Annotated in this window: 15 protein-coding genes and 1 pseudogene; 8 read left to right on the top strand and 8 right to left on the bottom strand. The window is 63.4% G+C overall.

Going from position 1 to position 17,612, the window contains the following annotated elements:
* The first annotated feature begins 35 nt into the window (after window positions 1–35).
* A complete protein-coding gene (locus HNO82_RS01890; protein ID WP_008328611.1) occupies window positions 36–752 on the top strand; it encodes a type 1 glutamine amidotransferase domain-containing protein in 717 nt (238 codons plus the stop codon).
* A gap of 219 nt (window positions 753–971) precedes the next feature.
* On the opposite strand, the gene HNO82_RS01885 is transcribed toward HNO82_RS01890, so the two are convergent.
* Together HNO82_RS01885 and HNO82_RS01880 are read right to left on the bottom strand one after the other, a co-directional pair.
* A complete protein-coding gene (locus HNO82_RS01885) occupies window positions 972–1,220 on the bottom strand; it encodes a hypothetical protein (protein ID WP_008328609.1) in 249 nt (82 codons plus the stop codon).
* A 141-nt stretch (window positions 1,221–1,361) separates the two neighbouring features.
* Window positions 1,362–1,556, bottom strand: a pseudogene (locus HNO82_RS01880) (DUF4142 domain-containing protein); the annotation flags it as partial.
* A gap of 668 nt (window positions 1,557–2,224) precedes the next feature.
* Here HNO82_RS01880 and HNO82_RS01875 point away from each other — a divergent pair.
* Window positions 2,225–2,980 carry a YoaK family protein gene (locus HNO82_RS01875; protein ID WP_175342548.1) on the top strand — a complete coding sequence of 252 codons (756 nt, stop codon included), beginning with the start codon at window positions 2,225–2,227 and terminating at the stop codon, window positions 2,978–2,980.
* A 184-nt stretch (window positions 2,981–3,164) separates the two neighbouring features.
* On the opposite strand, the gene HNO82_RS01870 is transcribed toward HNO82_RS01875, so the two are convergent.
* Entirely contained in the window at window positions 3,165–3,509 is a 345-nt protein-coding gene (locus HNO82_RS01870) for a KGG domain-containing protein (protein WP_175342547.1), read from the bottom strand.
* Window positions 3,510–3,907: 398 nt separating this feature from the next.
* Here HNO82_RS01870 and imuA point away from each other — a divergent pair, with 398 nt between their 5' ends.
* Genes imuA through HNO82_RS01855 form a run of 3 tightly spaced genes read left to right on the top strand, consistent with a single transcriptional unit; the run spans window position 3,908 to window position 9,287 of the window.
* Window positions 3,908–4,657, top strand: a complete 750-nt coding sequence (gene imuA / locus HNO82_RS01865; RefSeq protein ID WP_008328604.1) for a translesion DNA synthesis-associated protein ImuA — start codon at window positions 3,908–3,910, stop codon at window positions 4,655–4,657.
* Window positions 4,584–6,068 (top strand): Y-family DNA polymerase, encoded by a 1,485-nt coding sequence (locus HNO82_RS01860; RefSeq protein WP_175342546.1) that lies wholly within the window; start codon window positions 4,584–4,586, stop codon window positions 6,066–6,068. The genes imuA and HNO82_RS01860 overlap by 74 nt, the downstream gene beginning before the upstream one ends.
* A 9-nt stretch (window positions 6,069–6,077) precedes the next feature.
* Window positions 6,078–9,287 carry an error-prone DNA polymerase gene (locus HNO82_RS01855; RefSeq protein ID WP_175342545.1) on the top strand — a complete coding sequence of 1,070 codons (3,210 nt, stop codon included), beginning with the start codon at window positions 6,078–6,080 and terminating at the stop codon, window positions 9,285–9,287.
* Window positions 9,288–9,343: 56 nt separating this feature from the next.
* Here HNO82_RS01855 and HNO82_RS01850 read toward each other — a convergent pair whose 3' ends face one another.
* The 4 genes from HNO82_RS01850 to HNO82_RS01835 form a co-directional block, all read right to left on the bottom strand.
* The gene (locus HNO82_RS01850) at window positions 9,344–9,649 is read right to left on the bottom strand and encodes a hypothetical protein (RefSeq protein WP_175342544.1); all 306 of its coding nucleotides are present in this window, start codon (window positions 9,647–9,649) and stop codon (window positions 9,344–9,346) included.
* A gap of 324 nt (window positions 9,650–9,973) precedes the next feature.
* A complete protein-coding gene (locus tag HNO82_RS01845; RefSeq protein ID WP_175342543.1) occupies window positions 9,974–11,155 on the bottom strand; it encodes a GGDEF domain-containing protein in 1,182 nt (393 codons plus the stop codon).
* A gap of 222 nt (window positions 11,156–11,377) precedes the next feature.
* Window positions 11,378–12,319: a LysR substrate-binding domain-containing protein gene (locus tag HNO82_RS01840; protein WP_008328597.1), complete on the bottom strand. Its 942-nt coding sequence runs from the start codon at window positions 12,317–12,319 to the stop codon at window positions 11,378–11,380.
* 67 nt (window positions 12,320–12,386) lie between these two features.
* Window positions 12,387–13,163, bottom strand: coding sequence for a FadR/GntR family transcriptional regulator (locus HNO82_RS01835; protein ID WP_008328596.1), 777 nt, complete (start codon window positions 13,161–13,163; stop codon window positions 12,387–12,389).
* Between the two features lie 309 nt (window positions 13,164–13,472).
* On the opposite strand from HNO82_RS01835, the gene HNO82_RS01830 reads away from it, so the two are divergent.
* From HNO82_RS01830 to HNO82_RS01820, 3 genes are all read left to right on the top strand, one after another.
* On the top strand, window positions 13,473–14,906 hold the full coding sequence (locus HNO82_RS01830) for an aldehyde dehydrogenase family protein (RefSeq protein ID WP_175342542.1): 1,434 nt from the start codon (window positions 13,473–13,475) through the stop codon (window positions 14,904–14,906).
* A gap of 45 nt (window positions 14,907–14,951) precedes the next feature.
* On the top strand, window positions 14,952–15,710 hold the full coding sequence (locus tag HNO82_RS01825; protein WP_008328589.1) for an SDR family oxidoreductase: 759 nt from the start codon (window positions 14,952–14,954) through the stop codon (window positions 15,708–15,710).
* A gap of 148 nt (window positions 15,711–15,858) precedes the next feature.
* On the top strand, window positions 15,859–17,166 hold the full coding sequence (locus HNO82_RS01820) for an MFS transporter (RefSeq protein ID WP_008328587.1): 1,308 nt from the start codon (window positions 15,859–15,861) through the stop codon (window positions 17,164–17,166).
* Window positions 17,167–17,234: 68 nt separating this feature from the next.
* Here HNO82_RS01820 and HNO82_RS01815 read toward each other — a convergent pair whose 3' ends face one another.
* Window positions 17,235–17,516 carry a hypothetical protein gene (locus HNO82_RS01815; RefSeq protein ID WP_008328583.1) on the bottom strand — a complete coding sequence of 94 codons (282 nt, stop codon included), beginning with the start codon at window positions 17,514–17,516 and terminating at the stop codon, window positions 17,235–17,237.
* Window positions 17,517–17,612 lie beyond the last annotated feature (96 nt).

Below are 17,612 nucleotides of genomic sequence, written 5' to 3'. Positions count from 1 at the left end.
CATGCCGGCCGCCTTTCTTTTTTGAAGGGAGAAGCATGATGAGCAATCGCTACAACCAGTTGAAAGTCGCCGTCCTGGTGACCGACGGCTTCGAGCAGGCCGAACTGCTGGAACCCAAGAAGGCCCTGGAGGCTGCCGGTGCCACCGTCCACATCCTCTCCGACAAGAGTGACAGCGTGCAAGGCTTCAAGCATGTCGACAAGGGCGAGGTCGTCAGTGTGGACGGGCGCCTGGATGCGGCCAACCCGGCCGATTATTCCGCCGTGCTCCTGCCCGGTGGCGTGGTCAACGGCGATGCCATGCGCCTCTTGCCCGAGGCGCGTAATTTCGTGCGCGCCGCCAACGACGCGGAAAAGCCCATCGCCTCCATCTGCCACGGCGGCTGGCTGCTGATTTCGGCTGGTATCGCCAAGGGCCGCACGGTCACCAGTTGGCCCAGCCTGCAGGACGACTTCAAGAATGCCGGCGGCCAATGGGTCGACCAGGAGGTGGTGCGGGACGAAAACTTCGTCTCCTCGCGCAAACCCGCCGATATTGCGGCCTTCAACAATGAATTCATGAAACTGCTGGATGAGCAGCAGCGCCGTGAACAGCGCCAGCAGCCCGTCGGCAGTGCCACGGACGCTTCTGCCTCAACGGCAAGCGGCAAGCCGCAACTGTCCGACAAGGGCCGTGCTCCCGCCGCGCCGCCCGATCATGAAAATGAAGCCTTTGCCGTGGCCCACGGAGAATCGGCGCAAAGCGATGGCTAAGGGTGGATTCAAGGCGATATGAAGGAAAATGAGGAATCGAGGGGCGCTCCCCTCGATTTTTTTGGGCTGGCGCCGGATTTCGCATGAAGCCAGACCATGCAGCGTGAAGGAATTGGCTGAAATCCGGATGCCGTAGAAACAGCAAGGCCGCCCGGTTCGAGCCGGACGGCACCAAGACCATCTGGAATGCCTGCCCGCAGGCTGGTCCGCGTGGGCGAGCTACCTTGTCTGTTCTCCCTGGTACCTGTGCATGGCCTCGGCCAGCAAGGCCAGGGCGGCCTTCTCTGCCGCCTTGCGCTTCTTGCAGATGCGCACCGGTTGTGTGCCCAGGTCGTGCAGATCCATGTGCCAGAGTTCATCGATCCGGGTATCGATGTAGGCGACATATTTGTGCTTGTCCAGCTTGGCGACACGCGGCATGAAATGACCGGCTTGCTGCTGTTGGACAGATCTGGCGAAGTGTTTCATGGCAAGTCTCCAGGGCGCACGGGGCGTGGGGGACGTCATGACGAAGGGACGGAAGCTGGGCTGCCTTCAGCTTAGTCGATCAGCGTCGCAAAGGAAGTTTTATTTCATTTGCGACGCACGGTTGACTGAAGAAGATGTCACTCATTCATTCGCTTGTTTCTTGGCGGCATCCATGCTCTGCTTCAGTTCGCGGCCCATTTTCAGGTGTTCCTGCAGTCCCGGGAGGGTCTTGGCGGCGAAGTTCTTCACATCCGGGTCTTGCGCTTGCTTGGAGGACTTCTGGAACAGCTTGACCGCATCCTCATGGGCGGATACGCCGATCATGCTTCGCTGCCGGCAGCGCCGGTGCGTCCGGCGCCGCAAGTGTCGCCATCTGGCGACTACGAACTGCCGGAGGTGCGCAATGCCGACATGCACCAGGTCAATATCGGCCATGGCTAGAGCCGGTGCGGCTTTGGGCGGCATGGGAGCGCTTGCGGTGTAGGCGTTTTCCTACGCATTAATTGGGCACTGTCCGATGCTCTTTTTTGCAGCGCACCGCTACCATGTCTTCAACGTACTCGAAACCGAGGACCTCACATTCCGACATGAACGTCCCCCTCCGTCATGTCATGAATACAGTCCATCCCCCATCGGTTTATCCCCACGAGTCGTTTTCATAAGCAGAAATTCTCCGAAGATTCCCCCGATCCTCGGCGTCTTATATCCCTCCCCCTCAGGCCGCCTCCCCCAGGCGGTCTTTTTTTTTTGTTCATCGCCCCCGACAACAACACCCGCCCCCCCCTGACACAGGTCAGGCATTGCTGCATCCTTCACCGCATCGGGCCAGGAAGAAGTATTCTTGTCAGCATAAGAAACACTGAAGGCAAAGGCAGCAAGACGCCACCGTCGATCTGCGCAGGAATGGGCGAAGACAAGCGACTCCCTCTCCAGCGTGAGCGCGACGAACCGGCGACCTGGGGATGCTGCCGCCTGGTGTGCTTGCCTCTACGTCTGGATCCGTCATGCCCATCGATTACCTGCGCCGCCTCACCAGCCCGGCGCGCACCGACCTCTCCAACCGCCACCTGGGGCGCTCGCTGGCCTTCATCGCCGGCGCCGTCAATGCCGGGGGCTTTCTCGCGGTGGGCCAATACACGTCTCACATGTCGGGCATCGTCTCCTCGCTGGCCGACAACCTGGTGCTGGGGGAAACCCTGCTGCTGGTGGCCGGCGCCAGTGCCTTGCTGTCCTTCCTGCTGGGGGCGGCCTGTTCGGCGGTCATGATCAACTGGGCAAGGCGCCGTGGCCTGCACAGCGAATATGCCATGCCGCTGATGCTGGAGGCGATGCTGTTGCTGTGCTTCGGCATCCTGGGTTCCAACCTGGAGAATCACCGCTTGCTGTTCGTGCCGGTCACGGCGGCCCTGTTGTGTTTCGTGATGGGCCTGCAAAATGCCATGATCAGCAAGATCTCCCGCTCGGAGATTCGCACCACCCACGTCACGGGGCTGGTGACCGACATCGGCATCGAGATCGGCAAGATGTGCTACTGGACCCTGGCGCCGCGCCAGCCCGGCGAAGCGATGGCGGAAGATCCCGTGCCCGGCGCACGACGCAAGTTCATGCTGCTGTCCTCGTTGCTGTTGATGTTCTTCCTGGGGGGCGTGACCGGGGCCTTCGGTTTCAAGGCCCTGGGTTTCGTGGCGACCATGCCGCTGGCGGCCGGGCTGTTCCTGCTGGCGCTGGTGCCGATGATGGATGATCTGGCGCGGCACTGAGGCGCAACCGGCCCTCTGCGGGCAGAAACAACAAAAAAGGCGCTGTCCGCGCCTTTCGTTTTCTTGTTATCAGCTTCTTGCACTGACGGTACGAGCCTGGGCCCTGTTCTTGATATTTTTTGATATTTTTTGATGTTCTGCACCGTACTGCGCCCGCTGCCTGAGGCGGCCGGGTTCTTTCCTTTCAGCCTTGCTGCTGCGGGGTGCTGTCCGACTGCTGGGGTTGCTGGAGGGCGCCATTGCCCTCTTGCGGTGTGCTCTGGTGCATCTGCGCTGGAGCAGAGCTCGCGGCGCCGTTGCCGCTACTGCCATTCTGCGCTGCCGCCGCTGCCGCTGCAGCGTTCTTGCGACCATGGCTGTTCAGGCCACCCTTGCGTCCGGCTTCCCGGGCTTCGGCCGAGCTGAACTCATGCGCCGCCCCCTTGGCATGGGCAGCCTTGCCTCCCATGCTGGCGATCTGACGCTGTTTCTCCTTGTCCATGGCGGCAAAGCCGCGATTGCTGTTGCCCGGATTCTCTGAATTTGCCATGTGTGACTCCTTGTCTTGGATGATCGAATGGATCGAATGGAGCAGACATTTGCCATCCACCCGCCCTACTGCCCTGCGCGAGCATGTGGGTGGCAACCCAACTTCTTGTCCACGTCTGCAGTGTAAAAAGCCTCACCGATACTCACTATCGGAAGAGCTCCCCAGCCCATGTCAGCAATGGCCGTCAGACATGTAGGAAAACTTGAAGATGAGCTTATGTTTTGAATATCGATCTTCGGGATTGATGACATTTGCAGAGATTGCCTGAAGCAAATTTCATTTTCCTGATGGCTCATGGCTCATGACGTGAAGACAGTTTTTGTCACACCTCAAAAATTTTACTGTATATTTATACAGTCATTTGTTTTTCCTGCATTCAGCGTCCTCCCGTTCATTTCATGTTGACATCCGCCTCTCCGGTTCGCACTCCGGAAATCATCCACCCTTCGCTCTGGCTGGCCTCCCAGCTGGCAAGAGGAGGTGCGCGCGGGATCGCCAGCGGTTTTGAAGCGCTCGATGCCGAACTGCCCGAACGTGGCTGGCCACCCGGCGTATTGATCGAATTGCTGTTGCCGCAGGACGGCATCGGCGAACTGCGCCTGTTGCGCCCGGTGCTGGCGCGTCCACCGACCAGTGACCAGCACCGGACGCGCGCGCAGCGCATTGTGCTGCTGCAGGCGCCGCACCCGATCAATGCGCCCGGCTGGGCGCAGATGGGGGTGGAGGCCGCACGACTGCTGCAGTTGCAGGCCGCTCATGCGGCCGATGCCTGCTGGGCCGCCGAGCAGGTGCTGCGGGCCGACAGTTGCCAGGTCCTGCTGATGTGGCAGCCGCGCCTGCGCAAGGGTGACCACGACCTGCTGCGGCGCCTGCATGGGGCGGCCCAGGCCGGGCAGACCCTGTTCTTCATGCTGCGGCCCCTGTCCTGCGCCCGCGAACCTTCACCCGCGCCCCTGCGGCTGACGCTCAAGTCGGCGCGTGACGGACTGGAGATCGGTTTTCTCAAGCGTCGCGGCCCCCTGCGCGAACAGAGCCTGTTTCTCCCTTTGCTGCCTTCACCGAATCTGCAACGCCATGTCTCCCCTGTGGATCGCCGTACACCTGCCACTGCTGCCGCTGGAAGTCTTCCGTCCGAACTGGCTGGATGAGGCCCCCGCCGTGGTCTTCGAGCGCGACCGCGTGACCGCGCTGACAGCGCCGGCGCGGGGGCTGGGCGTGCAGGAAGGGATGCGGCGCGGCGGCGTGCAATTGCTGGCTCCCGAGGCCCATCTGCACGAGCGCGACACCTTGCGCGAAGACACCACGCTGCAGCAGGCCGCCCTGGCCCTGCTGCAATACACGCCGCAGGTCACGCTGGCAGCAGAGGCGTGCATCCTGCTGGAGGTGGGCGCCAGCCTGCGCCTGTTCGGCGGCATCCGCGCCTTGTGCCGCAAGATCCGCGTGACCATCGCCCGGCTGGGCCTGTCGGCCATCCTGTCCTGCGCCGTCACGGCGACCGGGGCCTGGCTGCTGGCACGCTACGGCTACATGCGCACCCTGGGCCCGACATCCCTACAACGGCGCCTGGACCGGCTGCCGGTAGTACTGATCAGCGCTGCGCGCCCCCATCTGGAATGGCTGCACGGACTGGGCTGCCGCCAGCTCGGCCAGGTGCGGCGCCTGCCCCGCGCCGGATTGCAGCGCCGCTGCGGCAAGGACCTGCTGCTCATGCTGGACCGGGCCTATGGCGCTGCCCCCGAAGTCCATGACTGGATCGTGGCTCCACCCAGCTTCCAGGCCCGGGTGGAGCTGCCGGACCGCATCGAGCAGACCGACGTCCTGGTCGCCTATGCCCAGGGTTTGCTGGCGCAACTGGCCGGCTGGCTGGCCGCGCGTCAGCTGGCCATCAAGAAACTGCGTCTGTGGCTGGAACATGAACGCGGACGCCAGGCGGTCCCTCCTACCGAATTGCAGGTGGCGCTATCGGTACCGGCCTGGCAGGAAGACCATCTGCACACCCTGGTCAAGGAAAAACTGGCCCGCTCCTTACTGCCCGCCCCGGCCATCGCCCTGGGTCTGGCCGCCGATGAACTGGAAAGCCGGCAAGCCGCCAGCGAGATGCTCTTCCCCGAGCCCGGCGGCAGTGCCGAGGATCACCAGCGCCTGCTGGAGCTGCTGGTAGCGCGGCTGGGCGCGGACAAGGTACAGCAGGCCGCGCCACGCGCCGATCACCGGCCCGAGATTGCCAACCGCTGGTGCAGCGTGATGCAGTCCGCTGCCAGCCTGCCCGCACCCTTGGGCAGCGATCCGGCACGGCTGCCGCCACGCCCGCTGTGGCTGCTGCAGGAACCCCTGCCGCTGCGGGTACAGCAGCACAAGCCCTTCTATCGGAGTGCACTGGAATTCACCTCGCCGCCCGAACGCATCGAAGCCGGCTGGTGGGAAGGCCGCCCCCTGACGCGCGACTACTTCACGGCGCGCGATGCCGGCCACGCCTATTACTGGATCTTCCGCCAGTGGCGTGGCGGCGAGTGGTCCGATGAAGAACCGCAGTGGTTCCTGCACGGCTTGTTTGGCTAGGAGAAACGCATGCAAACCGCTCTGCCCGACTATGCCGAACTGTATTGCCGCACCAACTTCAGCTTCCTGCACGGCGCCTCGCATGCGCAGGAACTGGTAGAACGCGCCATCGAGCTGGGCTACCGTGCCCTGGCCATCACCGATGAATGCAGCATGGCGGGTGTGGTGCGCGCCCATGCCGCCTGGATTGAGCAGTTCGAACGCGGCAAGGCCAAGGATCTCAAGCTGCTCATCGGCAGCAGCTTTCGTTTCACGGCCCTCCAGGAAAATCCGGCCCATCCCCTGGCCGCCATGACCCTGGTGGCGCTGGCCAGGAACCGCGAAGGCTATGGCAACCTCTGCGAACTCATCACCCTGGCTCGTACCCGCGCCGAAAAAGGCAGTTACCTGCTCTCCCCGGAGGACCTGAGCCAGCCTCCGCCCGCCTTGTCGCACCTGCGTGCCCTGCCCGATTGCCAGCTGATCCTGGTGCCGGATTACCCGGCCAGCGAAGAGACGCTGGATGCCCAACTGCGCTGGTTCGCCGCGCTGGCCCCCGGCCGCGCCTGGGTCGGCATGACGCGCCTGTATCGCCCGCTGGACGACCTGCACCGCGCCGCGCTGGACGCAGCGGCGCGCCGGCATGGCCTGCCGCTGGTAGCGGTGGGCGACGTGCAGATGCACCAGCGGTCGCGCAAATACTTGCAGGACGTGGTCACCGCCATCCGCCTGGGCAAGCCGGTGCAGGAATGCGGACTGGCCCTGGCCCCCAATGCCGAACAACACCTGCGGCCACGCATGCGGCTCTCGCTGGTGCATAGCCCGGCGACGCTGGCCCAGACCCTGACAGTGGCGGCCGGTTGCCATTTCAGCCTGGCTGAATTGCGATATGAATATCCTGACGAATTGGTGCCGCTGGGCATGAGCCCGGCCGACTATCTGCGCCAGGAAACCCTGGCCGGTGCCGTCAAACGCTATCCACAGGGGATTCCTGGCGAGGTGCGCGAGCAGATCGAGATGGAACTGTCCCTGATCGCCAAAAAGGAATATGAAGCTTATTTCCTGACCGTCTACGACCTGGTCAAGTTCGCCCGTTCACGCGGCATCCTCTGCCAGGGACGCGGCTCGGCGGCCAACTCGGCGGTGTGCTACTGCCTGGGGGTGACCGAGGTCGATCCGACTTCCACCCGGCTGCTGTTTGCCCGCTTCATCAGCGAAAAGCGCGAGGAACCGCCCGACATCGATGTCGACTTCGAGCACCAGCGCCGCGAAGAAGTCATCCAGCACATCTACCGCAAGTACGGCCGTCGCCGCGCCGCGCTGGCCGCCGCCGTGCACAGCTACCGGCCGCGCGGGGCCTTGCGCGAGGTCGGCAAGGCATTGGGGGTGGATGCGGCCATCGTCGATACGGTGGCCAAGTCGCAGCACTGGTTCGACAGCCGCGAAGAATTGCTGGCCCGCTTTGCCGAAGCCGGGCTGGACCCCGAATTGCCGCAGATCGGGCTGTGGGCCAGCATTACCGGCAAGCTGCTGCGCTTCCCGCGCCATCTGTCGCAGCACACCGGCGGTTTCGTGATCGCGCGCGGGCAGTTGTCACGGCTGGTGCCGATCCAGAAGGCAGCCATGCAAGACCGTTCCGTCATCGAATGGGACAAGGATGACCTGGAGTCGCTCAGACTGCTCAAGGTCGACGTGCTGGCACTGGGCATGCTGACCGCCCTGCGCCGTTCGCTGGAACTGGTGAGCCTGCGGCGCGGCTTGCCGCAGGTGATGCAGATGCACGACATCCCCCGCGAAGACCCGGCCACCTTCGAGATGATCTGCAAGGCCGATACCATCGGCGTATTCCAGATCGAGAGCCGGGCCCAGATGAGCATGCTGCCGCGCATGCAGCCGCGCACCCAGTACGACCTGGTGGTGCAGGTGGCCATCGTGCGGCCCGGTCCGATCCAGGGCGGCATGGTTCACCCCTATCTGCGGCGGCGTGAACTGGTGCGCGAGGGCGGCAGCTTCGACTACCCGGACAACACCCGCAAGAGCGGCAAGATCAAGAAGGTGCTGGAGCGCACCCTGGGCATCCCGATCTTCCAGGAACAGGTGATGGATGTGGCCATCGAGGCGGCCGGCTATTCGCCCAGCGAAGCCGATGACCTGCGCCGCTCCATGGCCGCCTGGAAGCGCAAGGGCGGCATGGGTCCGCACCATGAACGGCTGGTGCTGGGCATGACAGACAATGGGTATTCCCGCGAATTCGCCGAAAGCATCTTCAACCAGATCGAGGGTTTCGGCGAATACGGTTTCCCCGAGAGCCATGCCGCCAGCTTTGCCCTGCTGACCTATTTCAGCAGCTGGCTCAAATGCCATGAGCCGGAAGCCTTCCTGTGCGGCCTGCTCAACAGCCAGCCCATGGGCTTCTACTCGCCCTCGCAGTTGATCCAGGATGCGCGTCGGCATGGGGTGAAAGTGCTGCCCGTCAATGTCTTGCGCAGTCGCTGGGAATCCATCCTGGAGTTGGATCCGACAGCGCATGCGCGGCCTGCGGTGCGGCTGGGCATGAGCCTGTTGCGCGGCATGCCGGAACGGGCGGCGCAGCGCATCGAAGAAGCCCGCAGAGAACGGCCCTTTGCCGATGTCGATGACCTGGCCCGGCGCGCTGCGCTGGACCGCCACGCCCTGCAGGCCCTGGCGGCAGGCGACGCCTTGCGTGAACTGGCCGGCCACCGGCGCGCCGCGCTGTGGCATGCCGTGGGCGCAGTACCTGATCGTGACCTGCTGCGCACGGCGCCACGCGGAGATGATGCAGTTCAATTGGAAGCGCCCGGTGAAGGCGACCAGATCATCGACGACTACCGCGCCATGAACCTGACCCTGCGCCGCCATCCGCTGGCGCTGCTGCGCGAGACCCTGCGGCGGCGCCGCTTCATGAGCGTGGCCGATCTCAACGGCTTGCAGAATCGCCAGTTCGCCTGCTGCTGCGGCATCGTCACGGTGCGCCAGCGCCCGGGCACGGCCAAGGGTGTGATCTTCATGACGCTGGAGGATGAAACCGGCTCGGCCAATGTGATCATCTGGCCTGCCGTGCTGGAGCGGCAGCGCAGCGAGGTCTTGAATGCGCGCTTGCTGGGGGTGTATGGCAGCTGGCAGTGCCAGGGCGAGGTGCGCCATCTGGTGGCCGGACGTCTGGAAGACTGGACCCATCTGCTGGGCGAGCTGCAACCGCGCAGCCGGGATTTCTTCTGAATGCGCTCTGAAGCGAACTTGGGAGGCGATATAACACCTCCCAAGGCAGAGACCTACTAGTGTGGATATGCGTTATTCGCTGAGTCGATCCGTTTCTCCGCGACGTTGGCAAGCATCCGACTTGCAGTAATCGCCAAGCGCATTAACGCACCTTTATCTGGCTCGCAAAGCAGCGGCCTGCCATCTTCTTTCTCACTTTCGCTGAATTCGATCAGTGAAAGCAGGATGGCCACGCCATTGCTGACGTCGTATGCGTACTCAAAAAACTTCTTGTTATTGGAGGGAGGGACTTCAGTGTTGTGCCACGAAAAAGCTTGGAATAAGGGTATCGGGGACACTTCGGGATGACGAGTATCAGGCATGTTGCCTCCTTGGGTCGCTTTGGAAAACCTGTCACTTCATCGCCAAATGAAGGTGGCAGGCACAAGACAGGGTTGGCGAACCGGCACCCAAAGCCACCGGCATACCCGAAGGTATCCCTGCCCAGGCCCGCCATGGTATCGACGTGCGAAGGCAACGGACGTAAAAAAACCGCCATTGGGCGGATGTCCGCTTTGGGTGAATTCGAGTCGCCAAACCCGATCCCATGTAGATGGGAGGTTGAAGACTAGCAATTCGTGTGGCGCCAAGTCAAGCAAGTTGTGCTGATTCGCTGTGTTCGTGACTCAGCATTTTTGTCGATAAAATCAGGCCGCCAGCGCCATGCGGAAGGCATTGCGCCCTTCACTCTTGGCGCGATACAGGGCCTGGTCGGCTTCGTGCACCAGGGCATCCCAGCTCTTGGCACAACCCGGCCGCAAGACGGCCAGCCCGACGCTGATGGTGACCGTCTGTCCATGGCCGAAGTCGTGACTGCACACGGTTTCCAGCAGGTGCTGGGCGATCCGGCGCCCTTCTTCCTCGGCCCCGTCCGGGAAGACCGCGCAGAATTCCTCGCCGCCGTAGCGCCCGACCATGCCCCTCTGGCCACAGTGCTCACGCAGCAAGGCACCGATGTCGGCCAGTACGCGATCGCCGACCAGGTGGCCGTGGGTGTCGTTGATGCGCTTGAAATGGTCCACGTCGATGAAGGCCAGCGTCAGCACCCGCCCGCCCTGCACCGCCTGGGCCAGGGCCTGTTCGCCGCAGCGCACCAGCTCGCGGCGGTTGAGGGTGCCGGTCAGTTCATCTTCGGTGGCCAGGCGCTGCTTGTCGGCCAGCAGGCGTTCGAAGTAGATCATCATCAGCGACACCGACAGCAGCAACGTGCCACTGATGGGAATCAGGTAGATCAGGGCCACGCCCAGCATGCGCATCTGGGGCGGCATGAACAGTTCCGGATGCGACAGCGAAAGCAGCAGCCGGCTCACATGAGTGGCGCTGAGAATGAGCAAGGCAGCCATACCGATCCAGCGGCCAAAGGTCCAGCGCGGATAGCGCCGTGCCAGCGGGCCGGACAGACCCTTGAAGAATTCATGCAGCACCAGGCAGAACACCAGCTGCAGCCCGCCCACGGCGAGGTAGGAACGATGGGTGAAGTCGGCGCCGCCGATGAGCAGTGCGACGAAGAGCAGAACATAGACGATGATGAGCCAATGCGGCCAGCTACCCGACTGGCGCTGGTAGAAACTGCGCAGGCCGCACCAGGCCACGATGCCCGACGAAAAGACCAGCGTGTTGCCCACCAGCAGACCGAGCAAATGCAGGTTGCCCACCAGCCCCGCGTACACCCCGACGGTGATGCAGATACCCAGCGCCGAAAATACCCCCGACAACGCCCACAGCCGCGTGAAGCGTTCTGACGGCGTGCTGATGAACAGGCCGGTCATGATCACGCCACTGCAAAACTGAACGATGGCCAGCGCGATGCTGGCGGTGAAAGGATTCATGCGGATTCGCTCGCCCCTGCGGGCTGGTGTTGATGACATCGCGGCAAGCGATGCAGAGGATGCGCCCCCAAGCGCATCGGCGGCGTCCTCTGTAGGCGGGGGGCTCAAGGACAACCGGGGTCGCCACCAGTGTAACCGATGCCGCCAGCTCGGCAGTTATTTTCAGCAATTCATCAAAAAATCTGAATTTTCATACCGAAAAACCGGGGACCTCATTCAGTTTTATTCACGTTCCAGCACCCGCGTATGCCCCCACTGGCCTGAGCGGCACAGTGCGTCCGTCACATCCAGCACCAGCTTTTCTACCGCAGCGGCGGCGGTGGTGAGGGGGATATTGCGGGAAGCGCACAACACCAGGGTGCGCGAGATCTGTTCTCCGGCGATGCGATGCGCCACCATCTCGCCGCGCTCGATGTCGGCCAAGAGCGGGGCCACCGGCAGGATGGTGGCCCCGATATCGGCCAGGATGGCGGACTTGAGGATGGCCACCGAGTTGATCTCGATGACGTTATCCAGGCTCATGCCCTGGCTACGCACCAGGTTTTCGATGCGCGGTCGCACGCCATGGGCCAGTCCCGGCAGGATCAGCGGGGCCTGGATGGCCTGGGCCAGCGGCACCCCCTTGCGGCCCTTGACACCGTACTGCGATCGGGCGCGGGTGATGTACATCATCTCTTCCTCGATCATGGGTGTGGCCGCGAAGGAAGAGAGCTGGCCATCATCGAACAGCACGGCCAGGTTCAGGCGTCCTGATTTCAGCTGGGTGATGAGGTTGCCAGTCAATTCCTCGGTCAGTTGCAGGGTGATCTCGGGATAGATCGAGCGTACCGCGTTCAACAGCGGCAAGGCCAGCGCATTGGACACGCTCTGCGGAATGCCCAGCGCCACCGTGCCCGAGGGTTTGTCGGTGGATTGCGCCACGGCCTGCTTGGCGTCCTGCACCTGCTTGAGGATCGCCAGTGCATGCTCATAGAAGACCTTGCCGGCATCGGTGGCAATCACGCCCTGGGCCGAGCGGTGCAGCAGCTGCGCCGCCATCTCGTCTTCCAGCTGGCGGATCTGCTGGGTCAGCGCCGGCTGGGCGATGTGCAGCACCCGCGCCGCGCGCGAGAGCGAACCGTGATCGACGATGGCCACGAAGTAGCGCAGTTGACGTAATTCCATGCGATGAGTTTTTCCAGCCAGAGTGTTGAGTAGTCAATTAACTTAACAGCTTTGATGACAACCAGGCCTACAAGCCAGGCCGGCTGTTGAACATGCGCGTACGGGCGTTCTCGATGTGGCCGCGCATGGCCCGCCGGGCGCCCTCGGCATCCTGCTGGCGGATCAGCTCGAAGATCTGGCGGTGCTCGTCCATGGCATCCTGCGAGCGCTTCCAGGGCGGGATGTGCATCAGGTGGCGCAACATGTTGACGGCGTGGCTGACGTCGTATTCCAGGGTCTTCATCACCTGCACGAAGCGCAGGTTGCCGGTGGCCTGGGCGATGGCTTCATGGAAACCGAAATCGTAATGGTGGGCAATGCCGCCCACGCGGTTGGCTTCCTCGAAGCCGAGCAGCAAGGTATCCAGTTTTTCCAGATCCTGCTTGTTGCGCCGCAGGGCGGCCATGTAGGCGCATTCCGGTTCCAGCACCAGGCGCAGTTCCAGGCCATTCATGATGTGGCCGATGCGGGTCTCGGGTTCGCCGTCCGGTCGCGCCGGGGCCAGTCCCGCCTTTTCCTTCACATAGGTCCCCGAGCCGCGCAGGGACTCCACCAGTTGATCCTCACGCAGCCGGTCCAGCGCCTGCCGCACCACCGGGCGCGAGACCTCGAACAGCGTGGCCAGGTCATTTTCCGAGGGCAGCTTGCTGCCGACGGCGATGCGGCCTTCGACGATGGCATGGAACAAGGTTTCATAGACCCGTTCAGCGAAGCGTTCCGGACGCACCGGTCCCAGGCCGGCCGCAGCCAGGCTCAGGATTTCATTGGAAGCGCCGGGGCGCGCAGACTTGCTCGATAAAGGCATCGACCCTCCAGGACAGTCGCAAGGCGACAGAAACGACATGGCGCATGGTAGCGGATTTGTCATCCTCACCGCCAGCGGCAAGCTACAGGCAGTCAGCAAAGCAGTAAATTCATTTGACATCTTCCGCGTACCGGCTTAGATTCGGTCACCACCAAAACAGCAGTTCAACACAAGACATCAGGAGACACGCCCCTGCCAGGCCATGCCCGGACCACTGGTCCGGCGCTCTCTGCGCTCGCCTTGCATGCCGCCCTGCCGCCTGCGTTGCCCTGCCCTTTCAGTGAACCGTACCCCAAGGACCCCACCGCCATGCAGCAGCACTTCATCGACAATCGCTGGGTCGCTCCGGCCTCCGGCGAGAGCATCCCTGTCATCGATCCCTCCGACGGCCAGACCTTCGAGGCCATCGCCCGCGGCAATGCGGCCGATATCGACCAGGCCGTGCAAGCCGCCCGCCTTGCCTATGAAGGCCCCTGGGGACGACTCTCGGCCGCCGAACGCAGCCGCCTGCTGATGAAGCTGGCCTACAAGCTGCAAGATCACCAGGAAGAACTGGCCCGACTTGAAGGCCGCGACTGCGGCAAGCCCATGAAGCAGGCGCGCGCCGATGCCGCAGCCATCGTGCGCTACTTCGAGTTCTACGCCGGTGCCGCCGACAAGCTGCATGGCCACACCATTCCCTACCAGGCCGGATATACGGTCCTGACCTTGCGCGAGCCGCATGGCGTGACCGCTCACATCGTGCCCTGGAATTACCCGATGCAGATCTTCGGGCGCTGCGTGGGCGGGGCACTGGCTGCCGGCAACACCTGCCTGGTCAAGCCGGCCGAGGATGCCTGCCTGTCCATTCTGCGGGTGGCCGAACTGGCCGCCGAAGTCGGCTTCCCGGCGGGCACGTTGAACATCGTCACCGGTTATGGCCACGAGGCCGGCGACTTGCTGGTCAAGCATCCGGATGTGGATCACGTGTCCTTCACCGGCTCGCCCAACGTCGGCAAGCTGGTCGTGCGCGGGGCCGCCGAGCATCACACGCCCGTGACGCTGGAACTGGGCGGCAAGTCGCCGCAGGTGGTATTCGAGGATGCCGATATGGAGGCCTTGCTGCCGGTGGTGGTCAATGCCATCGTGCAGAACGCCGGTCAGACCTGCTCGGCGGGCAGCCGCCTGCTGGTGCAGCGCGGGGCTTATGAGCAGGTGCTGGAGCGTCTGTCGGGACTGTTCTCTGCGCTCAAGGTCGGCTCTTCGCAGATGGACCTGGACTGTGGCCCGCTGATCCGCAAGACCCAGCAGGAGCGCGTGGCCGGTTTCCTCTCGGATGCGCGGCGCGACGGCATTGCGCTGGTGGCGCAAGGCGAGATCGCCGCCGCTGCCCCGGCCGGCGGCTTCTACCAGGCCCCGGCCCTGCTGCGTGATGTCCCGCCGCGCCATCGCCTGGCGCAGGAAGAAGTCTTCGGTCCGGTGCTGGCGGCCATGCCCTTCGAGGATGAAGCCGAGGCCATTGCCCTGGCCAACGGCACCGACTACGGCCTGGTGGCCAGCGTCTGGACGCGTGACGGTGGCCGCCAACTGCGGCTGGCGCGCGCCATTCGCAGCGGCCAGGTCTTCATCAACAACTATGGCGCCGGCGGCGGCGTGGAACTGCCCTTCGGCGGCGTGAAGGCCAGCGGGCACGGACGCGAGAAGGGCTTCGAGGCACTCTATGGCTTCACGGTCCTCAAGACCATTGCCATCCGCCACGGCTGATCCCCCTTCCCTTCATCCAACACGCAATTTTCAAGGAGACACATCATGCGTTTGCAAGACAAGGTAGCCATCGTCACCGGTGGCGGTTCGGGTTTCGGAGAAGGCATCGCCAAGGTCTACGCCCGTGAAGGCGCCGCCGTGGTGGTGGCCGACATCGGTGAGGCCGGTGGCCTGCGGGTAGTGGAAGAAATCAAGGCCGCCGGTGGCCGCGCCGTCTTTGCCAGGGCCGACGTCTCCAAACGCGCCGACATGGATCAGTTGCTGGCCAGTGCCCTGGAACACTTCGGCAAGCTCGACATCGTGGTCAACAATGCCGGCACCACCCACCGCAACCGCCCCATGCTGGAAGTGGAAGAAGACGAATTCGACCGCGTCTATGCCGTCAACGTGAAAAGCATCTTCCTCTCGGCCAAGACCTTCGTGCCGTATTTCCGCCAGGTCGGCGGCGGCGCCTTCGTCAATATCGCCTCCACCGCCGGCATTCGTCCGCGTCCGGGACTGACCTGGTACAACGGCAGCAAGGGTGCGGTCATTACCACCAGCAAGTCGATGGCCGCCGAACTGGGTCCCGACAAGATCCGCGTGAACTGCGTCAACCCGGTCATCTCGGCCACCGGCCTGCTCGCCGAATTCATGGGCGTGCCCGATACCCCGGAAAACCGCAAGAAGTTCGTCGCCACCATTCCCATGGGCCGCTTCTCCACCCCCGAGGACATCGCCAATGCCTGCCTCTACCTGGGCTCGGATGAAGCGCAATTCGTCACTGGCGTCTGCATCGAAGTCGACGGAGGACGCTGCGTGTAAGTCGGCAGTGTAAAAAACTTCATGCCAGCGGTGAGGATAATGATTTGACAATGCCCTCACCGCCACTACAATGCGGGGCACCGTGTACCGGCCACCAAGAGTCGGCAACGTACAACAACGATACGTCAAACAACCTCTGGAGAGAGACATGAGCTACCAAGCAGGTGCCGCCGCCGATGGCGTGGGCACATCCTTTGAAGACGCGACCTACAGCAAGGTCACCTGGCGGCTGCTGCCGCTGCTGTTCCTGTGCTATGTGGCGTCCTACCTGGACCGGGTCAACGTTGGCTTTGCCAAACTGCAGATGCTGCAGGACCTCAAGTTCAGCGATACCGTCTACGGCCTGGGCGCGGGCATTTTCTTCCTGGGCTACTTCATCTTCGAAGTGCCCAGCAACATGATCCTGCACAAGGTGGGAGCACGCCTGTGGATCGCCCGCATCATGATCACCTGGGGCATCATCTCCGGCGCCATGGCCTATGTCACCACGCCGGAGATGTTCTACATCATGCGTTTCCTGCTGGGGGTGGCCGAGGCCGGCTTCTTCCCTGGCGTGATTCTCTATCTGACCTACTGGTATCCGGCTGCCCGGCGCGGCAAGATCACCGCACTGTTCATGACCGGCATCGCACTCTCGGGCGTGATCGGTGGCCCGCTCTCGGGCTGGATCATGCACGCCATGCCGGGTGTGTGGGGTCATACCGGCTGGCAGTGGATGTTTATCCTGGAAGCCATTCCTTCGCTGATTCTGGGCGTGCTGATCATCCTTTACATGAAGGATCGCATCCGTGATGCCGAATGGCTCACCGAAGAGGAAAAACGCCTGCTGGAAACCAACATCAGCCACGAAGAAAGCCAGAAGGAGCACCTGTCTCTGGGTGCCATGTTCGCCAATGGCCGGGTCTGGCTGGGCGCGCTGATCTACTTCTGCTTCGTCATGGGCCTGTATGGCGTGAGCTTCTGGCTGCCCACCATCATCAAGGCTACCGGCGTGAGCGATCCTCTCAACGTGGGCTTGCTCACGGCCATCCCTTACGCCTTCTCGGCCGCCGCCATGGTGCTCATCGCCCGCAGCGCCGACGCCCGCCGCGAACGTCGCTGGCACGTGGCCATTCCGGCCTTCGCGGGCTGCATCGGCCTGCTGCTGTCGACCCTGTACGGCCACAACACCGCGCTGGCCATGGCCTCGCTGACCCTGGCCAGCGTCGGCATCCTGACCACCCTGCCGCTGTTCTGGAGCCTGCCGACGGCCTTCCTGTCGGGTACGGCCGCCGCGGCCGGGATCGCGCTGATCAACTCGCTGGGCAACCTGGCCGGCTTCGTCAGCCCCTTCCTGGTGGGCTGGCTCAAGGACACCACCCAGAGCACCAATGCCGGCATGTATGTGCTGGCGGCCTCGCTGGTCGTCGGCGGCCTGCTGACGCTCACGCTGCCGGCCAAACTGGTCAACAAGTAAGCATCAAGGCATCAGCGACAACGGCGGCCCGCTGCAAGCGCGCCGCCGTTTTTTTTCTTCCATCGGGATCAGGATTGCCGCGCCGCTTGCGGCTCCAGCAGTTGCCGCATGGCCAGCCGCACCAGCTCGGCATGCGCGGCCTGCGCAAAGCGCTGCCGCTGGCGCGCGATCAACTGGTCGACCCGGGTACGGTCGCCGTGGCAGAGTTCGGTCATGCGGGCGGTCATTTCCAGATAGCCCTGCGGATCGTACAGGGGCAGGTCCTGGCGCTGCACATGACGCAACCAGGCGCGGTCAGCCGCGTAGACGGCCAGGATGGCGAGGCAAATCAACAGGGGCCAGAGCAGCATGACGGTCTCCCGAAGAGGTCAAGCGCAGATTGTGTCCGCCCCGCGCCGGCCCGACCATCGCGACTGCACGAGAATTGCCTGGTTTTGCCGACGCTG

Origin of the sequence: Herbaspirillum sp. C9C3 (assembly GCF_013359625.1) — a bacterium.
In the GTDB taxonomy this organism is placed as follows: domain Bacteria; phylum Pseudomonadota; class Gammaproteobacteria; order Burkholderiales; family Burkholderiaceae_D; genus Herbaspirillum.
The sequence above is the reverse complement of the archived record's forward strand: the minus strand, read 5'-3'. Positions and strand labels throughout refer to the sequence as shown.